Genomic DNA, 21,491 nt, shown 5'->3' on the forward strand with positions numbered 1-21,491 from the left:
TATGATGTTCATTAGGGGTACATATGTACGTATTTTTAATTTTATTTTGGGATAGATCGTCATTGTGAGTTTAGGTTATTACGCATCGTGGTATAGATATCGGGGCTTATGGAAGCTTCTTCAAATAGGGCAGGACAGAGGGGGCATGACAGTGAACATATGGATAACGGTAAAAAGTCTGGGTAAGCGCAAGCCGGTACTTGCCAAGCAAGCTGCTGAACTTCCGGAAACAACTCATACGCTAAGGCAGCTCATTGAAAATATGGTGGCTCTGCAAGTAAAAGCTCTTCAGGACAAGAAGCAACAGGCGGAATTGCTCGCCTACCTGATGCCGGATGATATTGAATCGCAGGGAGCGGCGGGGAAAGTCGGGTTTGGCGCAGTATACAATGAGGGTGTTCCTGATCTGAATGGCGCGATGGAGACAGCTATAACTGCCTATGAGGATGGATTGTACAAAGTGTTTCTCAACGATGAAGAATTGCAGGAACTGGACAAGTCAATTTTGATACAAGACGGCGACAACGTGGTGTTTATCCGATTTACAATGCTTGCCGGACGTCTGTGGTAGAGAGTGATGAAGGAGGAGAACAGGATGAATCAGGAAGATCAAGTGCAGGTGTATATGGATGAATTGCAGGAAAGAGCCAAGTCGTTAACAGGGGTACAGCTTGAGTTGGCAGGTTATGTTGTGGAGATCGCCGGGTCTACGTATTTGCGTGGAGACGAAAAGATGTTTTTGAATACAGAAAAGTTGCTTGAAAGGCTGGCTGCAGAGACACAGAAGCCATTATTCCAGCCACTATTGGATGTGCTCCAGCATCTGGCGAGTGAGTCATTGGTTGCACGATTCCGTTATATTGCAGAGCGTGCGACCCGTTTCCCATACAGTAACAACTATGAACGCAGGCCCTTCCGCACATCCGATCCGGGGCAGCATGTAGCACAGGTCATCCGTAAACTGATGGGGTTGTTCCGGATGGAAATGAATAATTTTTCTCTGGAAGAATATGTGTCACTTCGTGAGTACAAGCTGGATTATCTGCATGAGATCCGTTGGGTCCTGGCGGATTGTATCGCGTATGAACTGGATCATCAGGGCGGAGGTATGAAGCAGGCGCTGCACGATATTATATATGGTGACAATCAGAATGCACTGTTAACCCATGAAATGATAAAGGGCATATTCATGAGCGATCAGGTGGAAGCCTATCAGATGGTAGGTGAGCTGCTGGTTGCAGCACGGTTGCAGGAAGGTCTGCGCCAAAGCATTGTGGAGCGGATGGATGAAGGAACACTGGAAGCCTATATTTACATATTAAAAATCATTATCGACAACAACCTGATTCGTTTCAGTTCTGTGGTAAGAGCGCTCGCTGTCTGGACGGGGATCGGCATAGAAGCAGCCAATCAGCGAGTTGCTGCACAGCTCATTGAACAGGCTCATGAGGCGCTGGTACAACCAGAGGTACGAGAAGCCTGGCAGCAGGAAGCGAACGCGAACAAACTCTTTATCAGCCTGTGGGCGACAGCAGTCATCGAAGAGAATGATTTGAAGAGCAAGATCATCGAGATTATGGATCAAGGCCAATTATATCAGAAGATCGTTGCCCAATATGTACTGGCTAACAGCCAGAACCGAGAGCTTCGATTGGACATTGCACGTCGGTATTTGGAAGCGCAGGATACCGAGTTAATGCACTGGATTGTGACCAACTATGACGCCATGTATATGTATAACTGGAGTTTCGAGAATGGTGAGAATCAGCGTAGCGTTTACGTGTGGCCATTGCAGGCTCTTGAAGATAAGGCCTTGCGGCGTCAGGACTTTGAACGATTCAAACAGATGCTGGGTGTCATTCCAAAAGGCGGGTCAGGCGGACCATCGGGTGTACTTGAGTATGTTCACTACCGGATTGATATGGATGATGTAGTCAAAAAAATGTTATATCTGGCCGCTTATGATATGGACCCGGAATGGATCGGCGAAGTCATTGCAATCAAGGACCGCCTAAGCCCGGAACTGCGTGGAGAACTGTTATCCCAGTTTGTTCAGCATCCTGAGAATGAGGTGCAAAGACAGTTTGTGTTTGAGAGTCTGTCTGATAAAAGTATGAGTAACCGGGAGAGTGCACTCGCCAAGGCGAAGCTGCTCACGTTGACAGTTGAAGAGATGGAACAGATGGAGGCACTGATGAAGCTCAAGACAGGCTCACTTCGTCAGAAGGTCATCCATGTATTATTACTGCAACCTATAGACCAATTGACGGTCTCACTGAAGCGACTTTTGCAGGCTAAGAGTGAGTTGCAGCGTCTGGGCGCACTCGAATTGTTGACCGAGATTGCGGCAGATCCGGAGCGGGCAGATCAGCAGGAGGCATTACAGCCATTGGCGCAGCTTATTGAGACACCAACTGCCAAGGAACAGAAACTGCTGGATAAGCTGACCGATCAGGGGAGTCGTTACACAGCCTCCAATGGATTTGGTTTATTTGATCCGAAGCGACGTGAGCCATTGCTGGATGAGATGCGTGATCTCAAGGACGTTACTCCGAAGGACATCTTCACGCTCTCTCTGGATAAGACCAGACCTTTTCTGGAGGGTCTCAATGAATTGGTGCATGAACACAGGGATTATGAGTATGAAGTGGAGTACTACGCTGGCTATAAAGAAACATTGTTAGTTGGAGCGAGTCTTCGCTCCAAGGTTCCGTATGGAGAGCGCAATGAAATGAAGCATATGCAGCAGTTTCCGCTTCATGAGGTATGGGAGAACTATATTCAACATGGCGAGTTTAGCAGTATGGAGTTAATGCAGTTGTATATGGTTATACAGCTCCGGGATTTCAATGGCAAATTGAGCGACCATTACAGTTACTTCCATGATCAGTATGACTACGAAGAACTGCAAAAGATTCCGTTACTGGAAGGCTGGCGCAAGACGTTTGCTGAACAAATCTATCCGCTGGAGGATATCGAAAAACTGCAGCAGATGCTGAATTCGTTACCGTATAAGGATCAGGTAGTGGCGCTTATATCGGCGGCATTTCTGGATAGCGATCCGATCGACACGTTTGAGATAGCCGAGAAAACCTGGGCCTCTATTATTGCGAGTATGCCTGCTGATCGACTCGAGAAGGAGTCAGGCATGCTTCATATTCTGACTGCACCCTGGAATTATGTGGTTCGTGGCAAAATCCATGACGATAACAGCTTCAAACGTTTCTTCCAGACGGCTTACCAGTTCACCAGTCTTGTAGAGCGTAGTGAGCCGCTGTCTTTACTGTCACTTGAAGATTTCCTCCGTGCGTACCAGTTAAACCTGATTGACGAACAGGAGATATATAGACAGGTTCTGGTCGGTGGGAATCGTCTGATGTTTATTCGGAACTTAACATCCACTCGTACGGAAGAGATCGCAAGTGACCCGAAGCTGATTCACTTACGGGATACGGTCGTTAATCGGATTCTGGAAATCGAGCTGACCCGGGGAGAACTCTCTACAGAAGTAAGTACACTTGCCATGAAACTGGAACGAATTGAAGGCATGGAACACTGGGTACATCTAGTCTCTGCGATGGATCAGGATACCTTTGTTCGTGGATATATCTACAGTTATGGGGACAACACAACACGCAAAGAGACGTTCAGCTATCTGATTCAGAATTGTCATCCACGGGATGGAGAAGATGAGAAACAACTCGGAGAGTTGCTCCAGAAATACCCGATTAAAGAGAAAAAATTGCTGGAAGCAGCCATGTACGCGCCACAGTGGATGGAGATTGTTGCAAAACATCTGGGATGGGAAGGTCTTCGCAGTGCGGCATGGTACTTCCATGCTCATATCAATGAACGCTTTACTGCGGAGAAAGAAACCATCGTGGCCCACTATTCTCCAATCTCACCACAGGACTTTAATGAAGGTGCGTTTGATATCGCTTGGTTTGAAGAAGCTTATGCTGCTGTCGGGGAGGAACGGTTCAATCTCTTATACGATTGTGCCAAGTATATTTCCGGGGGAGCCAACCATCGCAGATCTCAATTGTTCGCGGATGCTGCACTGGGCAAGCTTCGGCTGGAGGATATGCGTGATTCCGTGTCAGACAAGCGAAACAAAGATCATTTATTAACTTACAGTCTGATTCCATTCGCCGTAAATCGTGAACAGGACCTGCGTGAGCGTTACGACTTCATTCAGAAATTCCTGACGCAGAGCAAGCAATTCGGCGCACAACGCCGCGCAAGTGAAGGTGTAGCATCACAGATTGCACTGGGTAACCTTGCTCGTAATGCTGGCTATGCCGATGTTACGCGGCTGATGTGGGACATGGAAGCACGTAAGCTCGATGAAATGAAGACTTTCTTTGAGCCACATGCATTGGATGCTGACACGACAGCACAATTGGTCATTGATGAGGAAGGCCAGCCCGAGATGGTTATCGTTAGCAAAGGCAAGACACTCAAATCTGTACCTGCCCGGTTCAAAAAAGATGGATATATCGCTGAACTGAAAGAGCTCAAATCGGATCTGGTGGATCAGTATCGTCGGGCAAGACAGGAGCTGGAGCGTTCGATGACGGCTGGAACATCCTTTACACGTCAGGAAATTGCCAGTCTGATGCAAAATCCGGTTATACATCCGCTGGTAAGAACGCTTGTATTCCAGTCAGGTGACAAGATGGGAAGATTCGATGGTTCGTCCAGTGGTCTGGTTGCTCCAGGACCAGAGGGTACGATCCATGTCCTAGCGGAACAGGATCAACTGTTGATTGCTCATCCGCTTCATCTGTATCAGAGCGGAAGCTGGAGTGAATTCCAACGGGATCTGTTCACCCGCCAGGACCGTCAACCGTTCAAGCAGGTATTTCGTGAATTATATCTTCCTAACGAGGACGAATTGGCTAATGGTACGGTGTCCCGCCGATATGCCGGGTATCAGATTCAACCGAAAAAAGCAGTAGCTCTGCTCAAAGGACGCCAATGGACAGTCAGTTATGAAGAAGGTCTGCAAAAGGTAAGCTACGAGCATAATCTGATTGCGAATCTCTATGCTATGGCGGATTGGTTCTCACCGGCAGATACTGAGGCGCCAACACTGGAGATGGTGCAGTTCTACGATCGCAAGAGCTACAAACCTGTACCGTTGCAAGATGTGCCGCTGACGTTCTTCTCGGAAGTTATGCGTGACATCGATCTGGTGGTCAGTGTTGCACATGTGGGAGGTGTAGATCCGGAAGCCAGCCTGACCACAATCGAGATGCGCCATGTCATTGTGAACGAGTCGTTGCGTCTGCTGAAGATCGAAAATGTACGTCTGGACGGGAATTACGCACGGATTGATGGTAAATTGGGTGAGTATGCTGTTCATCTGGGTAGTGGCAATGTATTCAAACAAGCCACAGGTGCCCTTCATATCGTACCAGTGCACAGTCAGCATCGGGGTCGAATCTTCCTGCCATTCCTGGATGAAGATCCGAGAACGGCCGAGATTCTGTCCAAGGTGATGTTGCTTGCCGAAGATAAGAAGATCAAGGACCCGCAGATTCTTGCACAGTTACAGAATTAGAAGTTAGTGAATTAGAAGTGAACCGCCCTGTGGGGCGGTTTTTTTTATTTGTTACCCCGATTTTCAATGTATCTCCGAATCTCGTGAACAAGCGGGAGAGACTTCAACATAAAGCGGCTGAGGAACCTGATAAAAGGGACTTCAGTTGCTTTTATATTTTTGGATAAATCAATGGGCCGGATTGGTTCCGGTTACAAATAGACCTGGGACCCAGAGTATCTCAACATATTCCTTAATATGTTAATTAATTGTATTAATTGGTTGGTGAGGAGTGGGTCGAACCGACTGTTTTTAAAAGTAGAGAATTGGTTCGGAAATAGTTACGGAACTGTAAATAATTCGCTTTCTTGTTATGTTATCTGAATTTAAAGTGAGATGATTCCAAAGGACTAGGCTCGGTATAATCTGTTATTTACCAAATTTAAGGGGGTGTAATTCATGATCATGTCGGCTATCGTTAGGAAGCGAAATCTGCTGTCTTGCTTGCAGGCTGCAGTTTCCGAAGCCATGTGCAGGACGACCTGAATGCTTGAAAGACTGGGATCAAGCCAGTTTGCATTCCCTTGTATACATGTATTCAATATGTGCACAAGAAAAATGATCAAGAGAGAGGGAGAACTTACAACATGAACAGAAGACTCAATCTAATTTTCCTCAAACGATGGTTTATGCTATTAATCATCGTGGCGGTTGCGGCTATGCCGCTGCATGCCTTCGCCGCGGAGGCGGAATTCGGGGCTGATCGGCCTTGGATGAACAAATCCTTATCTGCGAAGGAACGCACCGAGCTGTTGCTCAAGGAGATGACGCTGGAGGAGAAAGTTGGATTCGTAACTGGTAAAGTAAATAACTATTATGGTTTCTATAATGATGGATTGGAGCGCCTCGGCATTCCGGCATTACAGATGGCAGATGGACCTGCAGGGGTACGTGTGGCCAACCCGGATGTGCAGGACAAAAAGTCTACGGCACTGCCTGCACCAATTGCGCTAGCTGCTTCCTGGGACACTAATCTTGCCAAGAAATATGGTGATCTGATCGGTCAGGAAGCACATGATACAACACATAATGTAGTTCTCGGCCCTGGGCTGGATATTGCACGTACACCATGGGGTTCCCGGAACTTTGAATCGCTCGGTGAAGATCCATTGCTGGCTTCCGGTATGGGTGCAGCGTATGTAAACGGGATTCAAAGCAATCCGGTTATCGCTACAGCGAAACACTACATCCTGAACAACCAGGAGACGGAGCGTTTCACCACCAATGCAACAGCCAGCGAACGTGCCATTCAGGAAGTCTATGCACGTCCGTTCCAAGCGATGGTTCAAAAAGCGGATCTCGGTTCCGCAATGTGTTCATTTAACCAGGTGAACGGTACATACGCTTGTGAGAACAAGGAGATGCTGACCGATGTCCTTAAGGATCAGTTTGGCTTCGAAGGGTTCGTCATGAGTGATTACGGTGCAAACTTCAGCACTGTCAAATCCGCCAATGCGGGTCTGGATCTGGAGACACCTGGGGAGCCGTATGGCAAATGGGGAGACAAATTGCTGGAAGCCGTGAACAAAGGCGAAGTCAGCGAGCAAACGATTGATGAGAAGGTTAGACGCATTTTGCTTCAGATGTTCGATAAAGGGCTTTTCGATAATCCTGTAACGAATACACAAATCAATGCCAAGAAAGACGGCAAACAAGCGCGTGAAATTGCAGAAGAGAGCATGGTTCTTTTGCAAAACAACGATAATGTACTGCCACTTTCCAAGAAAGACGTGAAATCCATCGCGGTCATCGGACCGGATGCAGATAACGCATCAGCTGCTGGTGGTGGTAGCAGTCTGGTTAACCCGACGTATACCGTAAGTCCACTGCAAGGTATCCGTAACCGTGCCGGTAACGGTGTGGATGTAAAATATGCGGCCGGAACTGATCCAATCTCCGCAGGAGATGCATTTAATGGACCGTCTGCCGTACCTTCCACTCTTTTATCGCCAGCAGATGCTCAAAAAAGTGAAAGAGACTATGGTACAGATCGTGCGGAATACGGTCTGCGTGCTGAATACTGGACGAATAAAGATATGGAGGGTAGCCCTTCTCTGGTCCGTACAGACAATCAGGTCAACATGAATCTTGGATTCTACAACTATGAAGGTTTTAACGCACAATCTTCCAAGCTTCCCGTGACACCAACCAAATTCAATGCCAAAATGTCAGCTCGTTGGACAGGGGCAATCACAGCACCTCAAACGGGCGAATATAAACTGTCCCTGACCAGTCTCGGTTCTGCGAAACTGTATGTGGATGATGAGTTGCTCGTAGACAATCAAGGTGAAACACTGAGTACAACGAAGAAAGAAATTACGTTCAAAGAAGGCGAGTCCCACGACATTCGGATTGAGTATCGTACCGATTTCCCGGTACAGTCCAATCACGATATGGGTGCGCAGGTTCGTTTTGGCTGGGAAGCTCCAGAGGACGCTGTTGATATCAAAATGCAAAAAGCAGTTGATCTGGCGAAAAAATCCGATGTTGCCGTCGTGGTAACTCGTACGTATGACAGTGAAGGTTATGTCGACCGTTCGGATCTGGAGCTGCCGAATAATCAGGAGCAGCTTATTCGCAAGGTTGCGGCAGCCAATCCAAAAACGATCGTGGTACAAATGAGTGGTCGTGCTGTTGAGATGGATTCCTGGCAAAAAGAAGTGCCATCCATCGTTCAGGCTTGGTATGCAGGTCAGGAACAAGGGAATGCCGTGGCACGTGTGCTATTCGGCGATGTGAATCCATCCGGTAAATTGCCGGTGACGTTCCCATCTGATGATTCCCAGACCCCGGTATCTACTGCGAAACAATTCCCGGGTGTAAATGGGGTGGGTAACTACTCCGAAGGTATCTTTGTAGGGTACAAAGGATACGACAAAGAAGGCATGACACCTGCGTTCGCCTTTGGACACGGACTGTCGTATACCGATTTTAATTATCGTAATCTGCATGTGAAGAACACTGGCAAAGGCGACAAAGCAACCGTTGAAGTGTCTCTGAACCTGCGCAATACCGGCAAAGTTTCCGGTGCAGAAGTGGTACAGGTCTATGTCGGCAATCTGCCAACCAAAGTGGAGACGCCAGAGAAGCAGCTTGCTGGTTGGGCAAAGGTTGATCTGAAGGCAGGCAAGCAGCAAAAAGTGAACATTCAACTGGATCGCAGTGCACTGTCCTATTGGGATGAAACATCCCATGAATGGGTAATGCCTAAGGGTAAAGTTCAAGTGTATGTCGGCAGTGCATCAGATGATATCCGTCTGACAGGCAGTGTGAATATCGGAAGCAAGTCCGGTAAATAAAAGTGAAGTCAGGGAGATCGCAAAAATGAGTCGTGGCCTAATGGCCGCGGCTTTTTCCATAATGGAAGGAGAGTGAAGTGTGATGAACATGGGCTGGCGTGAGCATCCCAAACGATGGATCATCCTGTTCATCGCTGTTTGTTGTTTCGGTGTTGGGGTCTGGATTATCTTCAACCGAAGTGAAGAACCCGCTCCGCCACCGGTTGTGGACAAGCTGAGAGCGGCCGAAGTATGGTTAACCACAGGAGATCAGCAAAATCTGCTTACACCACAAAAGCCTATTCCAATTACAGATCAGAATGATGCAGACACAGGCTCTTCAGTCGCTTCAACGCAGGAGTCAGACACTTCTTCGTCGGAGTTCACCATACAGATTAACCCGGATAAGACGTATCAAACCATGGATGGATTCGGTGCAGCGATGACAGGTTCATCGGTACATCTGATTGATCAGCTTCCAGAGGAAAAGCAAGAACAACTACTGAAGGAACTGTTTACAATGGAAGGGCTAAACATGGATATGGTGCGTCATACGATTGGTGCTTCCGATTATTCGGTGGGTGAATCAGGTGAGGCTTCAAGCTATACCTATGATGATATTGAGTCCGGCACGGATTATGAGATGCAACACTTTTCGATCGATAAAGATCAGGATGTTGTGAATATATTGGAGCGTGTAGCTGGATTGAAACCGGATCTTAAAGTGTTGGGCACACCGTGGACGGCCCCGGCTTGGATGAAGTACGGGGAAGAGAAGACCACTAACGGCTGGTATCTGGATTATAACAATCCCAAGGTATATGAAGCTTATGCGAGATATTTTGTGAAGTATATCGAAGCTTATCAGGCGAAGGGCATTCCCATCTACGGGATCACGTTGCAAAATGAACCGGAGTTCACCTCGGATAAATATCCGAGTATGAGTATGGGGGCCGAAGAACAAGCTATGTTCATTCGGGATGATCTCGGCCCGGCACTACAGGATGCGGGACTGGATACACGAATCATCGCATATGATCATAACTGGGATCGGGCGGTCGAATATACCGGCAAGGTGCTGGGTGATGAGCAGGCTGCTGCCTATATCGATGGATCTGCTTTTCACTGTTATGCAGGTGATCCATCTGCCATGTCGGAAGTGCATGAGCGCTTCCCAGACAAAAATATTTATTTTACCGAATGTAGTGGTGGGGAGTGGAGTCCTGATTTTGGCGAGAATCTGAGCTGGCAGATGTCCAATCTCATCATTGGTGCACCTCGCAACTGGGCGAAGAATATACTGCTCTGGAACATTGCACTCGATCCGCAAGGTGGTCCCACGAACGGGGGCTGTGAGAACTGCCGTGGGGTTGTGACGATTGACCCGGACAGTGATGAAATCACTAGAAATGTCGAGTATTATGCGTTGGGCCACATCAGCCGTTATGTGCGTCCGGGAGCTGTAAGAGTGGATTCCACGCAAGAACATGGGCAGATCGAGAACGTTGCCTTCCGCAATCCGAATGGAACGATGGTGCTGGTTGCAGCTAATACGGGTGAGGCAGATGTTTCCTTTGATGTAGTCATGGATGGAGATACGTTTCGATATGTACTGACTTCCCAATCGGCAGTTACTTTCCGTTGGAACCCGAAAATGGGGACAGAGCATTAATTCAAGCTTGGGGATTAGAGTGCAGATGAAAGGATGGCATGGTAAAAGGCTTTTGGAGTTTTTTCGAATAGGCTGATAAATGATAAGAGGCAGGCGGGGTAATGTAAGCTTGCCCATAGACAAACCCCCCGGCAACCTTTCCCCTGAGATGGGAAGGTTGCCGGGGGGTTGTCGTTTCTCTTACCGGTTAGCCTCGGTCAATGGACCGGGCCGGAAGGGGATCTTTTTTTTACCGGAGATTAATGTGTCTCTTCATCCAGAAAAGGTTTGTTCACCGCATAATACATAAAGCCCATCAGCAGCACACCACCCACCAGATTACCCAAGGTCACGGGCACCAGGTTGTGAAGCACACCTTCAAATGAGATCGTCCCCGGGTGATTCAGCACAAGCGCGATCGCGAACGTACACATATTGGCGATGCTGTGCTCATATCCCGAGATGAAGAAGCAGAACACAAAGAGCATCATGGCAAACATTTTGGCTCCATTCTCCTTCATGAACATCGGGACAAAGAATGCCATACATACGAGCCAGTTACACAAAATTCCCCGGAAAAAGAGCTGCATGGTTGGGACCTCCATCTTGTGCTCCACCACGCTTAACAGAAACCCATTCACCTGAGACGAGTCGAACAATCCGGTCAGGTAGATTAACAAGGCAAACACGGCTGCGCCCATCAGATTACCGCTATAACTTGCAATCCACAGCTTGATCACTTCGAACCAGCGCAGTTTCTTGCGCAGCGCCGCATACGTGTAATAGAACGTATTGCCCGTGAACAGGTCACCCCCACCGTAGGCGATCAGGATGATGGCCGCGCCAAACGTAATGGCTGCCATCGGATAGGTAAACGGGGACTGCTCCATATAAAAGAAGTTACCTGTCTTAAACGCCACGATGACGCCGAATCCGATAAACATACTGGCCAGCATGGAGCGTGCAAGGTACCTGATTAAGCTTTGTTTGTAAATCTTGTGTTTCTTCAGAGCAAGTTGTTCCACGTTCCGTAGAGCTTCCGTTTCCATAATTATCCTCCAGTAGTTAAGTTGAATGATTGCATTAACTTACAAATCTCACCAAGTTCCTTTTATTATAACGATTTTTGAGATAGTAACACGCTTTTTCAGAAAGAATATCTTTAATCAGTTAAAGTTTATTTTGGATGTGAACTTATAATATGGGTTCATATTGTTTGCATTTTTTGAATAGTTATTTGCATATTTTTCTCGTTCCGTAATTCTGAAATTTATATAGAACAATGTATCCCCATGTTAAGTGAAATTTGTATGGGTTACATCGATATAATCTTCTTTTATCTGGTTTTTTTACTAGTTGTTTCGTTCAGAAATTGTTCAGAGTATCTTGATAAAATTTGTGCGGAAAACGAAGTTTTATTGGGAGGAACAAATATGAATCAGGATTGGAAAAAAGTGTTGCTGACTTCACTGGTAGTAGGCATGCTGTGGGGAACTCAATTTGTCAACGCAGCAGAGCAAACCGGAGAAGCAACAGTCTCCGTATCATCGGTTTTTACAGATCAGAACGATATACGATCGTCCTCTCTTCAAGCGGTAAAGGAAGCAGTAGAGAAAGGGTTGATCTCGGGTTATCCAGATGGATCATTTCACCCTGATAAGCCTTTGACTCGGAGAGAAATGGCTGTGTTGTTGGCCAAAGCATCACAATTAGAGACTGATAAGACTTCCAACACTGGGCTTAACCATTCAGATTGGGCCACTCCTTATATTGAAGCAATTCGTCAAGAGGGATGGATGACCAGTGATGCAACAGGTAATTTCCGTGCTAACGATCCGATTCGTCGTGAAGAGCTTGCTTCCATTTTGGTAAGAGTTACAGGAACACAAGGAGCAAAGGGAGGCCAACAGCAGACGCTTGCAGATGAATCTACGATAAGTGGTTGGGCTAAAGAACAGGTACATACGGCGTTGAAACTGGGGTTATTGGATTCCAATGAGGGGAAATTCGAATCCAAGGCTTTGGTGGAGCGGCAAGATATAGCAAAAGTTCTCGTTGATGTTTTCCAGACGGGTGAGCGGACAGCCTCTTTGACTGCACTGGACGGAGATATTGCTTATGTGGATGGACGTCCATTTGTGATTAGTCAGGCATTGCAAAGAATTTTGAATGACGAGAACAAAGAAGCATTGCAGAACGCAGTAATTACTTATGATGCACGTACACGTAACCTGTCTGCCTTATCAGAAATCCAGATCACCCAAGCAGGCACGCCACAAAATTACGTGAAATTAAATTTGGTCGGTACCTCCTATCAAGGTGTGGTCACAGTCTCTTCAAATCATGTTGCTCTCAAGGCTGATACCTTGTCCAAGGTTGTATTAAAGCCAGGCGTAAGTGCGATAACGATTGATGGAGATATCGATGCGGTAACCGTAGATACGACTGACAAAGTCACTGTTCTAGGAAGTGGAACGTGGAAGGAAATTGTGTTAAAAGACGTGAAATCCATTATTCAATTACCGACAAGTGTAAAAACAAATACAGTTATTCTTCCAAAAGGCGGTGTAACCTCACAGATCATTCGTAGTGCACCACCACTAACCGCACCATCCAGCAATACCGTGGCAAACAACTCCAATTCTGGCTCAGGATCAGCGACACCAACAACTCCTACACCGACTCCGACTCCAGAACCTGAGCCGCCGGTTATTGTACCTCCGTCTCCTCAGAATAAACCGCCTGTTGTTCAGTCTAACATCTCTGACATGATGGTGTTTTTCGGACAAGGCATGCAAGAGGTTGATCTTGGAGCTGTATTTACTGATCCAGATGAGGATGAGCTAAACTATGAAATTACCGAAATCGATCATAATATCGCTACTGCGAATATTCAGGGTTCAAAATTAAAAATTGTGGACGTTGCTATAGGGCAAACCACGGTTACGGTGAAAGCTGCAGATGGAAAAGGAGGAAGTGTATCGGCTACATTCATTTATTTGGTGAAACCGGCCTTTGTTCCACCACCATTCCCGCCTTTACCGCCTATCATCATCCCACAACCACCAATCAACCATGCTCCTGAAGTGGTAAAAACACTGCCAACTGTTACGGTTGAATTGGGTACCGTGAGTAAGACAGTTGATTTGGCTGATGTGTTCGCTGATATGGATGGCGACATTCTATCGTATTCAGCGCAATCTTCTGATCCCGCTGTGGTAGAAGTGAGTGTACAAGGAGATATATTGACTTTAGATCTCAAGAACGTTAAAGGTTCTGCCACCGTTAGCGTCAAGGCTACTGATCCCGCTGGTAAAGACGCTGAGACCACATTCACGGTTAAGGTGGAGGACCCGGATGCAGGAAAGAGCCTGTTTATTTCCGAGGTGGTCTGGGGAGAAGGCACTACTCAAGCGATCGAACTGTATAATCCAACGTCCAAACCAATTGAACTCAGTCAGTTTGAAATTAAACGTAGTGATATAGACGATCCGATTACGTTTGCTCCTGGAACTATCATTGCACCTTATAAAACAATGGTCATTGCCGATGACTCCACAGATTTCACGATCAATGAGGACGAAATCTATTATGTGTCTTTTAATTTTGATATTGATCAACCCCAAGACATTACTTTGATACTCTATCAGATTAACGATGGGGAACCTATGGATACAGCCATCTTGAAGCCTGCGCAATCTTTAACAAGGACGTCAGGCAATGTTCGTGGTGATGCAAATTATGAAGGAGCACGATGGATCCAACAAGGAGAGAACTATTACAACGGTCTGGGTAACTACACATCCTCACCTTCGATTCCTTAATTTTGAATATCCCACATGAAGGAGAACATCTATGCCCAAAATAAGAAGGACTGTGCAGCTCGCTTTGATTGCGTTGCTTCTTTCCAACACTGTACCTGTATCTGCACAACATGATAAGTCGGAGGCACAGATTATGTCTGTGTCTGACATATCCTCAGATGATAATAACAATAGCAAATTAAACGATGTTATGAATAGGGCCGTAACCATGGGGTTCATCAAAGGTGATCCGGATGGGGATGTTCGTGCAGCTGACCCAATCACCCGTCAGGAACTGGCAGTTGTTCTTGCTCAAGCTCTGGGTCTCACACTGGACAAGTCAGTCTCAGCATCTTTTACGGATGTGAAATCTACTAGTTGGTCAGCACCTTCGATTCAGGCGGTCAAGAAGGCGGGGATTTTACAAGGAGATGCAACAGGACGTTTCCGTCCACAGGCCCAGATTACTGGACAGGAACTGGTGACGGTTCTTGTAAGAGCCACGGCTTTGGCTAAACAAGAAGTTCAGGGAGATTCTCTCCCCTCAGATTGGAAAGAAGCGAGTACATGGGCTGCTCCATACATTCGAACTGCTGAGAAGGCTGAAATTCTAAGCGAATATCAGGGACCAAATAAAGTTAAACAAGGGCTTGTTCGGGGTGAAGCCATAGGCATGTTGTTGTCGGCCCTATTCCCGGAAAACCGCTTGTCTGTCATTCAGTCAATCGAAGGAAAGCAGATTCAGATCAACGGTGTTGTCTATCAGATTTCTGAACAAGTGGGAGGCCTTTTGAATAATCGCAATAAGGCTGTACTGGTTCAGGCTGGAATACGGTTTAAGAGTCAAAATCATACACTCACCGAGATCAAGGGGTTGGAAATTAGAACGGGGGGTCAGGATGCGGCCTCAGGAAAAGCTGAATTTAGCGGAAATCTGCTATTGGAGGGTGGAGACGCCGTAATTCATGGGGATCTAACGACGAAGGCAGACTTTGTTTCAGTGGAAGGACTTACAGTCGAGGGCAAGCTGACGATTGCCCCCGAGGTCAAACATGATTTTTATGCCAAAAATATCAGTGTGAAACAGTCTGTTTTCGTTTATGGCGGTGACAGTAATACGGCTGTATTTGACAATTCCACTCTCAATAATGTGGATGTAGATAAAAGCGATGTACATGTGGCACTAACAGGGGATACCCGTACTCAAGAAGTCAACATTAGATCAGACAGTATGCTTGATATCGGGAAAACAGCTAATCTCCCGTTATTAAATATTCTCGAAGGTACAAGCAAAGTAGAGCTACAAGGAGCCGTTGATACGGTTCAAGTGAATACATCCAAGTCCCTCCAACTCAACGGTAACATCACTTTACAGCAACTTAATGTCGATGGGACAGGCGCTGTCAACATTAATGCATCAGGCTCCATTCAACAACTTCAAGTGAATAACCCTTCCGCCCAGGTTAATGTAGCGGGCAATGTGAAAGTTTCGGAGATTTCTTTGGCTGCTGGAGTCTCGTCTTCAGCTGTAAGTGGAAATACAGGAACGTCATCTCCAAATCCGGTATCTTCTTCATTAGGGGGAGCAAGTGGGGGGAGTGGAGGCGGAACATCTCCTGTTGTTGCCAATCGTGCTCCTGAACTACTCAAATCATTCGAAAGTCACAAGTTTACACGGAATGGACAAGGGGCAACGTTAAACCTAAACAACTATGTGACAGATCCGGATGGTGACTTGGTAACTTATACGGTCAGTTCATCCAAACCTGCCGTTGTAAAGGTTATCCTGAATGGATCGCAATTGGATGTTGTTCCCTTGGAGGATGGCACGGCTACCATAACAGTAACTTCCAATGACGGCCGTGGTAAAAGGCTGAGATCCACATTTGAAGTCTACGTGAATAGACCTCCTCTTGCATCATCAATTCCTGATCAGGAATTGATAGCTGAGTCAGGTAGCAAGGATGTAGATCTCATGGTCTATTTTATGGATGATGTGAAGTATGAATCGGAGTTGCTATACAGTGTAACAAACAGTGCCCCGGAAATCGTGCACACTGAAATTGTGAAATCGAACTATGCTGAATCTGTACTGAGGTTAACGCCTAAAAAGGCAGGTGAAGTTATTCTTAAAATTAAGGTAGATGATGGGCAAATAGCAGATGATGGCAGTACGGGAGTTACTGAGCTTGACATGAAAGTTGTTGTTCTGCCACCACTCAATCGTGCGCCCGTGGGGGAAGCCCCATCGAAAATAGAGGTATACCTGGGGGAAGACATCCCTGTAGTAAAGTTGAACGAGGGATATACTGATCCAGACGGTGATCCTTTGACGTATACAGCGACTTCATCCAATCCAGACGGGGTAACAGTAGAGGAAAATGAGGGTGAACTGAAGTTAACATCACTTCAAAATGGGACGTATACGATATCGTACATAGTGAATGACGGTAACGGAGGAATCACTACAGATTTCTTTGAAATCGATATTCTACTCGTTCCAAATCATAATCCGGTAGGAAATTCACCAGGATGGGTTGAAGCATACCTGGGTTTCCTCACAGATCCTATCCCCTCGGTTGACTTGAATGATTATTATACAGATCCGGATGGTGACCCACTCACATTCAGTGCATACTCCTCTAATCCTCACTTAATTGTTAAGGAGGAAGCGGGTGTACTGAACTTTACCGCTATAGAATTTGGAGAATACATCATTTATTATTCAGTTGAGGATGGAAAAGGTGGTCTCATTTCAACTGCATTTCAGATAAGGGTTAACCGTAAGCCTAATGCTTCTCCAGTGCTTACTCAGCATCTACCTGCTCAAACGGTGTTTGTAGGTAAGGAAGATGCGGTCATTAATCTCTCGGATTATTTTAATGATCCCGATGGAGATGCATTAGAGTTTAATACACCACTTGATTTCAATAATCTCCTGATCGCAGCGGTGGATATTCAAGAAAACAAGCTGATTATTCATCCAAGACAGGTTGGTAAATTTCAAGCTAACATCAAAGCAAAAGATATGTATGGAAAAGAAGCGTCAGCCTATATTGACATTGAAGTTCTTGAATCTGGGAATATCAGTTCAATTCCGGATCAAACGGTAACATGGCCTTGGTCTGTTCTGAATCTTGATCTGACATCGTACCTGCTGAATTTTGATTCAGCTACGTTAACAGTGGATGCTTCCTCAGCAGATCCCAATATTGCGACGGTCTCTACCAATAGCTCACAGATAACTGTTGCTCCAGTTGCTACAGGAAATACGACAGTCACGTTAACGGTATATGACCAGAAAGGTCGTAGCGAACAAGCATCCTTTGGCGTGACTATACAAGGAGAGCCTACTGGCCCTAACTTGGCCCCTGAGGTAGTGAGTAGCATTTACGAACAAGTATTGACACCTAATGTAACGAATGAGCGCACGTATGATCTGAGTCAACTGTTCAGTGACCCCGATGGAGATGCGATGCAATTCACGATAAGCAACAGCTCAAATGAAGCGGTGAATGCAAGCATTAATGGTAACCAGATTATACTAAAACCAGGAACAGGGAATGTCGTTGCCCCTTTAACGATAACAGCAAAGGATGGGAAAGGTGGACAGGTAGATTACACCTTCAACGTTCGCACTGCTTCTCTGGTTAACGGTGGGGTTATGCAGATCAATACGAAGTCCGGCGTCATAGATCCTCTGACCCTTACAGCTTCCAATTGGTTCCCTGGGCAGACGAGTTTTAAAGTATATAGCGGTACGCCGGATTCGACGTTTACAGGACCGGATACGATTAATTCTTCCCAGATCCCTTTGAGTGTATCTCCGTTATTATTCTGGATCATAGGGGATGACGGTAGGGCCGTGGTCGTTCAGGTAAACTCGAAAAATCAGGGCACCTCAGAGTTGTTCTTCTCTCAGTATGCAGACGCAGGGGACGGACGCAGTGTAGTTCAACTTTATTACACAGGTGACGGTGATCCGTCGCATAAAGCAACCGGATATCAGTTGGAAGTTCATCAATGGATGAAAAAGACATCCACAATGAAAGTGACAACAAGAAACATATCTGATGTTACTTCAGGGTTACCTTATTTAAACATCAATTATACTTTTTACGACTTTTTCGATATAACGTCAGCTTGGTACTATAATGATGAATTGGAATTGTATAATCCGAATGAGTATAATGTCGTTGCGTTCGTTCTGAGAAAAGATGGACGAATCGTAGATGTCCTAGGTGACCCAACTTCACATGATCAATTCATGCCTGCTGGCGGGACGTTTATTCGAAAACGGGGGATATATACAGGTTCACAACAGTTCTCATTAACCGGTGAATGGAATGAGTTTCCTAAAGGAACTCTACAGTACGTGGACAAACATACACCGTAGACTTGTATTTGCTACAATGACGTTCAGTTTAACAGAGGGTACATCCTAATAACGAAATGAAAATCCTCCATGCTCTGAAAGAGAGTATGGAGGATTTTTTCATTTAACCGGATACGGATACATGCAGGATCTAAGAATTTCGTTCTTCTGCTCCTCTGTTCGTTCACGCGGTGCCAATTCTTCTGCATAGGAACGCTCCACCTTGGCGCGCATAAAACGCTCCGCATATTCGTTTGGACGAGAGTGAAGTTCTTTGGCGTACTCACCAAATGAGCTGACATCCCGTACCTTTTCCAACACACTGTTCAGTAGCGGACTGCCTGCATAGAGCAAGGAGGCCGTCTCTTCAGATTCAAACTTGAGGAACAGAATAGCTTTCTGTAGGGCGTTGATCTCACCTTGGGTGAGGTAAACAGCCTGCGTAGCATGCTCTCCTGATGCTTCTGCTTCTTCTGATGCTCCTGGCGTTCCCGATGAAAATGGTTCATGGTCCTGATTCATAAATCATCACTTCCTGATATGGAATGCAGTTCTCGCTTGGCGGAAGCGCCGAAATGCGGATGAGATTGAAGAGATTTTAGCGCAAGGACTGCGCCCGGAACATGTTTGTGAGCAGCAAGAATAGCAAAAGCTGCACCTTGAAGTAATATATAGGCATTCCCCGACAATACATCATGGGCCAACGTAATCTCAGCTTCCGTAGCAGGTAACAAGGCCAGAGTCTGTAACGCATAAATCTGTACATCCTCATCTTCTTCCGAGTCACGAACAAGTTGTGCGGCAGCATGACGAATTTCATCTAAAAGTGAGGAAGACTCTGCCATGCCCAAAGCTCGCCATGCTTCGATACGGATGAGATCCTCTTCATGTGTATCCATACCGATAGATAGAACTTGATGTGTAAGTTCGCTATCGGTTAGTTCGATCAGATCACGAAGTGCCTGGATTTTCTCTTCACCACTGATTTCGTTAAAATCAGGGTGTTCATTGTTGTTATGATTGAAATGATTAATATCAGACATCTGCATCATTCACCTCCTGAAGAATATGAAGATGGGGGCGGAAGAATGATCGGACGAGCTGCCAACGCCTCCTCTACAATCTGTTCTGGCGTCAGGTCTCGATCATCCCAGTAAATCAGGTTACTGATCTCAGCGTGAGGCACCTGTTGTTGTAGCTCCGTCAACATGTCATCCAACTCGGCTTCGGTTCCTTCGGCGTCCATTAGTTTGCGAACCAATTCTATCAGATGCGAACGATTGTTCATATGTATTTACACCTCCTGAATGATTAATATCGTAAAGTAACTAGTCTTTCATGGGCTCATTCAATGGATCATATATAATGATCACCGGTAAAAATTTGGGCTCAAGCATCAGAGTAATGAGTTGTTTATCTTGATCAGTATAAGAAATGATATAGTTCCCGAAATGAGACTCGTATATGAAGTCTTTGAATTGAAAGGAATGTTCTGGATACTTTATCTTCACATATAGCGCAGTAACTCCGCGGGCTAAAGTTTCTTTTAACACAGGAATTTGGGCCAAAAGCATAATAGCGACCAGAAAAATTAGTATACGTTTAGCGAGACGGGTCAAATGAATTCACCCCATTATCATAAATCAATATTTTAACAAATCATGAAGGCCCATCTCAAAATAGATTTCACTCCATACGTATAGCCAGATTACCAAACTGCTCGCCATTTTCTATACGTTCGAACGCTTTCGCTACGTCCTGCAACGGATATACGCTATCAATCACAGGATGTATATCATGTTGCTCCACCCATTGCAGCATCTGCACAAACTCCTCACGGCTGCCCATAGAGGTGCCGATCAGACTGATCTGCGGGAAGAAGATAGAGCGAATTGGTAGAGTCAGATCATCCCCCGAGCTTGCACCATACATCACGATACGTGCACCTGGTTTAATTATATCAAAATATTTTGGGAACATGGCTTGCCCGATGCTATCCAAGATCATGTCCACAGGTTCCAAATCGTTCTGCAAATTCCAATCGGCATGACTATCCAGTGCATGGGTAGCACCCAAGCGCAGTGCATCATTTCTTTTGGCTTCACTTCTGGAGGTGACAGTCACCTTCGCGCCGGCAGCGACAGCCATGAGCAGGGCATAGGTCGCCACACCACCACCAATACCGGGAATGAGCACATGTTCACCTTGCTTTAATACGCCGCGAGTAAATAAGGCGCGATAGGCCGTCAGCGCTGAAAGGGGTAACACGCCTGCTTCCTCCCAAGATAGGTGGACTGGTTTAGGCAGGGCATTTTCAGCAGGCAACGTTATATATTGAGCCAGTGTTCCATCCGTAGGACCTCCAACAATATCGGGCACGATGGGTACGTTATTCGCAACTTCCCAACCGAGCGTAGGATGGATAATGACTTCATCCCCTATCGCGAGTCCACTTACTCCTTCGCCAATCCCAACAATAATACCTGCTCCATCGGAACCGGGAATGAGCGGGGTGTCCTGAGTACTGCGTCCTGCCATGACAAATAGATCCCGATGGTTGATACCAGCGGATTTTAATTGAATCTGCACTTCCCCGGCTTCGGGTACCCGAGATGTTGACTCTGTATATTGAAGACCTGCAAGGCCGCTCTGGCCTGAATGTACGATAGCTTTCATATTCAATATTCCTCCTGTCGATATAATCGGATTTCACTACTGAGCCTCATTGTACAGATGGTGCAGATTCACGTAAAATGAACAAAAATGATGGTCAGTATCA

General features: G+C 46.2%; 11 protein-coding genes. 6 read left to right on the forward strand and 5 right to left on the reverse strand.

Annotation, left to right across the window (positions count from 1 at the left end):
• Nucleotides 1-145 precede the first annotated feature (145 nt).
• The 4 genes from MKY85_RS04615 (at nucleotide 146) to MKY85_RS04630 (ending at nucleotide 10,555) form a co-directional block, all read left to right on the forward strand.
• Nucleotides 146-571, forward strand: a complete 426-nt coding sequence (locus MKY85_RS04615) for a hypothetical protein (RefSeq protein WP_339258971.1) — start codon at nucleotides 146-148, stop codon at nucleotides 569-571.
• A 24-nt stretch (nucleotides 572-595) separates the two neighbouring features.
• Nucleotides 596-5,566 carry a DUF4132 domain-containing protein gene (locus MKY85_RS04620; protein ID WP_342571916.1) on the forward strand — a complete coding sequence of 1,657 codons (4,971 nt, stop codon included), beginning with the start codon at nucleotides 596-598 and terminating at the stop codon, nucleotides 5,564-5,566.
• Nucleotides 5,567-6,192: 626 nt separating this feature from the next.
• Nucleotides 6,193-8,904, forward strand: a complete 2,712-nt coding sequence (locus tag MKY85_RS04625) for a glycoside hydrolase family 3 C-terminal domain-containing protein (RefSeq protein WP_342571917.1) — start codon at nucleotides 6,193-6,195, stop codon at nucleotides 8,902-8,904.
• Between the two features lie 82 nt (nucleotides 8,905-8,986).
• Entirely contained in the window at nucleotides 8,987-10,555 is a 1,569-nt protein-coding gene (locus MKY85_RS04630) for a glycoside hydrolase family 30 beta sandwich domain-containing protein (protein ID WP_342571918.1), read from the forward strand.
• A 239-nt stretch (nucleotides 10,556-10,794) separates the two neighbouring features.
• Here MKY85_RS04630 and MKY85_RS04635 read toward each other — a convergent pair whose 3' ends face one another.
• Nucleotides 10,795-11,583, reverse strand: coding sequence for a formate/nitrite transporter family protein (locus tag MKY85_RS04635; protein WP_017690511.1), 789 nt, complete (start codon nucleotides 11,581-11,583; stop codon nucleotides 10,795-10,797).
• 384 nt (nucleotides 11,584-11,967) lie between these two features.
• Here MKY85_RS04635 and MKY85_RS04640 point away from each other — a divergent pair, with 384 nt between their 5' ends.
• Together MKY85_RS04640 and MKY85_RS04645 are read left to right on the forward strand one after the other, a co-directional pair.
• A complete protein-coding gene (locus MKY85_RS04640; protein WP_342571919.1) occupies nucleotides 11,968-14,358 on the forward strand; it encodes an S-layer homology domain-containing protein in 2,391 nt (796 codons plus the stop codon).
• A gap of 31 nt (nucleotides 14,359-14,389) precedes the next feature.
• The gene (locus tag MKY85_RS04645) at nucleotides 14,390-18,733 is read left to right on the forward strand and encodes an S-layer homology domain-containing protein (protein WP_342571920.1); all 4,344 of its coding nucleotides are present in this window, start codon (nucleotides 14,390-14,392) and stop codon (nucleotides 18,731-18,733) included.
• 99 nt (nucleotides 18,734-18,832) lie between these two features.
• Here MKY85_RS04645 and MKY85_RS04650 read toward each other — a convergent pair whose 3' ends face one another.
• The 4 genes from MKY85_RS04650 to MKY85_RS04665 form a co-directional block, all read right to left on the reverse strand.
• On the reverse strand, nucleotides 18,833-19,234 hold the full coding sequence (locus tag MKY85_RS04650) for a hypothetical protein (RefSeq protein WP_342571921.1): 402 nt from the start codon (nucleotides 19,232-19,234) through the stop codon (nucleotides 18,833-18,835).
• The gene (locus MKY85_RS04655) at nucleotides 19,231-19,755 is read right to left on the reverse strand and encodes a HEAT repeat domain-containing protein (RefSeq protein ID WP_342571922.1); all 525 of its coding nucleotides are present in this window, start codon (nucleotides 19,753-19,755) and stop codon (nucleotides 19,231-19,233) included. Before MKY85_RS04655 ends, MKY85_RS04650 begins: the two co-directional genes overlap by 4 nt.
• A 5-nt stretch (nucleotides 19,756-19,760) precedes the next feature.
• On the reverse strand, nucleotides 19,761-20,000 hold the full coding sequence (locus tag MKY85_RS04660; protein ID WP_339239787.1) for a bacteriocin immunity protein: 240 nt from the start codon (nucleotides 19,998-20,000) through the stop codon (nucleotides 19,761-19,763).
• A 398-nt stretch (nucleotides 20,001-20,398) separates the two neighbouring features.
• A complete protein-coding gene (locus MKY85_RS04665; protein ID WP_342571923.1) occupies nucleotides 20,399-21,388 on the reverse strand; it encodes a zinc-binding dehydrogenase in 990 nt (329 codons plus the stop codon).
• Nucleotides 21,389-21,491 lie beyond the last annotated feature (103 nt).

The organism is Paenibacillus sp. FSL R5-0749, from assembly GCF_038595085.1.
GTDB lineage: Bacteria > Bacillota > Bacilli > Paenibacillales > Paenibacillaceae > Paenibacillus.

What these genes read in the sequence shown, in the direction of transcription:
- MKY85_RS04615 (WP_339258971.1), top strand. Translation starts at nt 146, where the DNA reads ATGACAGTGAACATATGGATAACGGTAAAAAGTCTGGGTAAGCGCAAG.
- MKY85_RS04620 (WP_342571916.1), top strand. Translation starts at nt 596, where the DNA reads ATGAATCAGGAAGATCAAGTGCAGGTGTATATGGATGAATTGCAGGAA.
- MKY85_RS04625 (WP_342571917.1), top strand. Translation starts at nt 6,193, where the DNA reads ATGAACAGAAGACTCAATCTAATTTTCCTCAAACGATGGTTTATGCTA.
- MKY85_RS04630 (WP_342571918.1), top strand. Translation starts at nt 8,987, where the DNA reads ATGAACATGGGCTGGCGTGAGCATCCCAAACGATGGATCATCCTGTTC.
- MKY85_RS04635 (WP_017690511.1), bottom strand. Translation starts at nt 11,583, where the DNA reads ATGGAAACGGAAGCTCTACGGAACGTGGAACAACTTGCTCTGAAGAAA.
- MKY85_RS04640 (WP_342571919.1), top strand. Translation starts at nt 11,968, where the DNA reads ATGAATCAGGATTGGAAAAAAGTGTTGCTGACTTCACTGGTAGTAGGC.
- MKY85_RS04645 (WP_342571920.1), top strand. Translation starts at nt 14,390, where the DNA reads ATGCCCAAAATAAGAAGGACTGTGCAGCTCGCTTTGATTGCGTTGCTT.
- MKY85_RS04650 (WP_342571921.1), bottom strand. Translation starts at nt 19,234, where the DNA reads ATGAATCAGGACCATGAACCATTTTCATCGGGAACGCCAGGAGCATCA.
- MKY85_RS04655 (WP_342571922.1), bottom strand. Translation starts at nt 19,755, where the DNA reads ATGTCTGATATTAATCATTTCAATCATAACAACAATGAACACCCTGAT.
- MKY85_RS04660 (WP_339239787.1), bottom strand. Translation starts at nt 20,000, where the DNA reads ATGAACAATCGTTCGCATCTGATAGAATTGGTTCGCAAACTAATGGAC.
- MKY85_RS04665 (WP_342571923.1), bottom strand. Translation starts at nt 21,388, where the DNA reads ATGAAAGCTATCGTACATTCAGGCCAGAGCGGCCTTGCAGGTCTTCAA.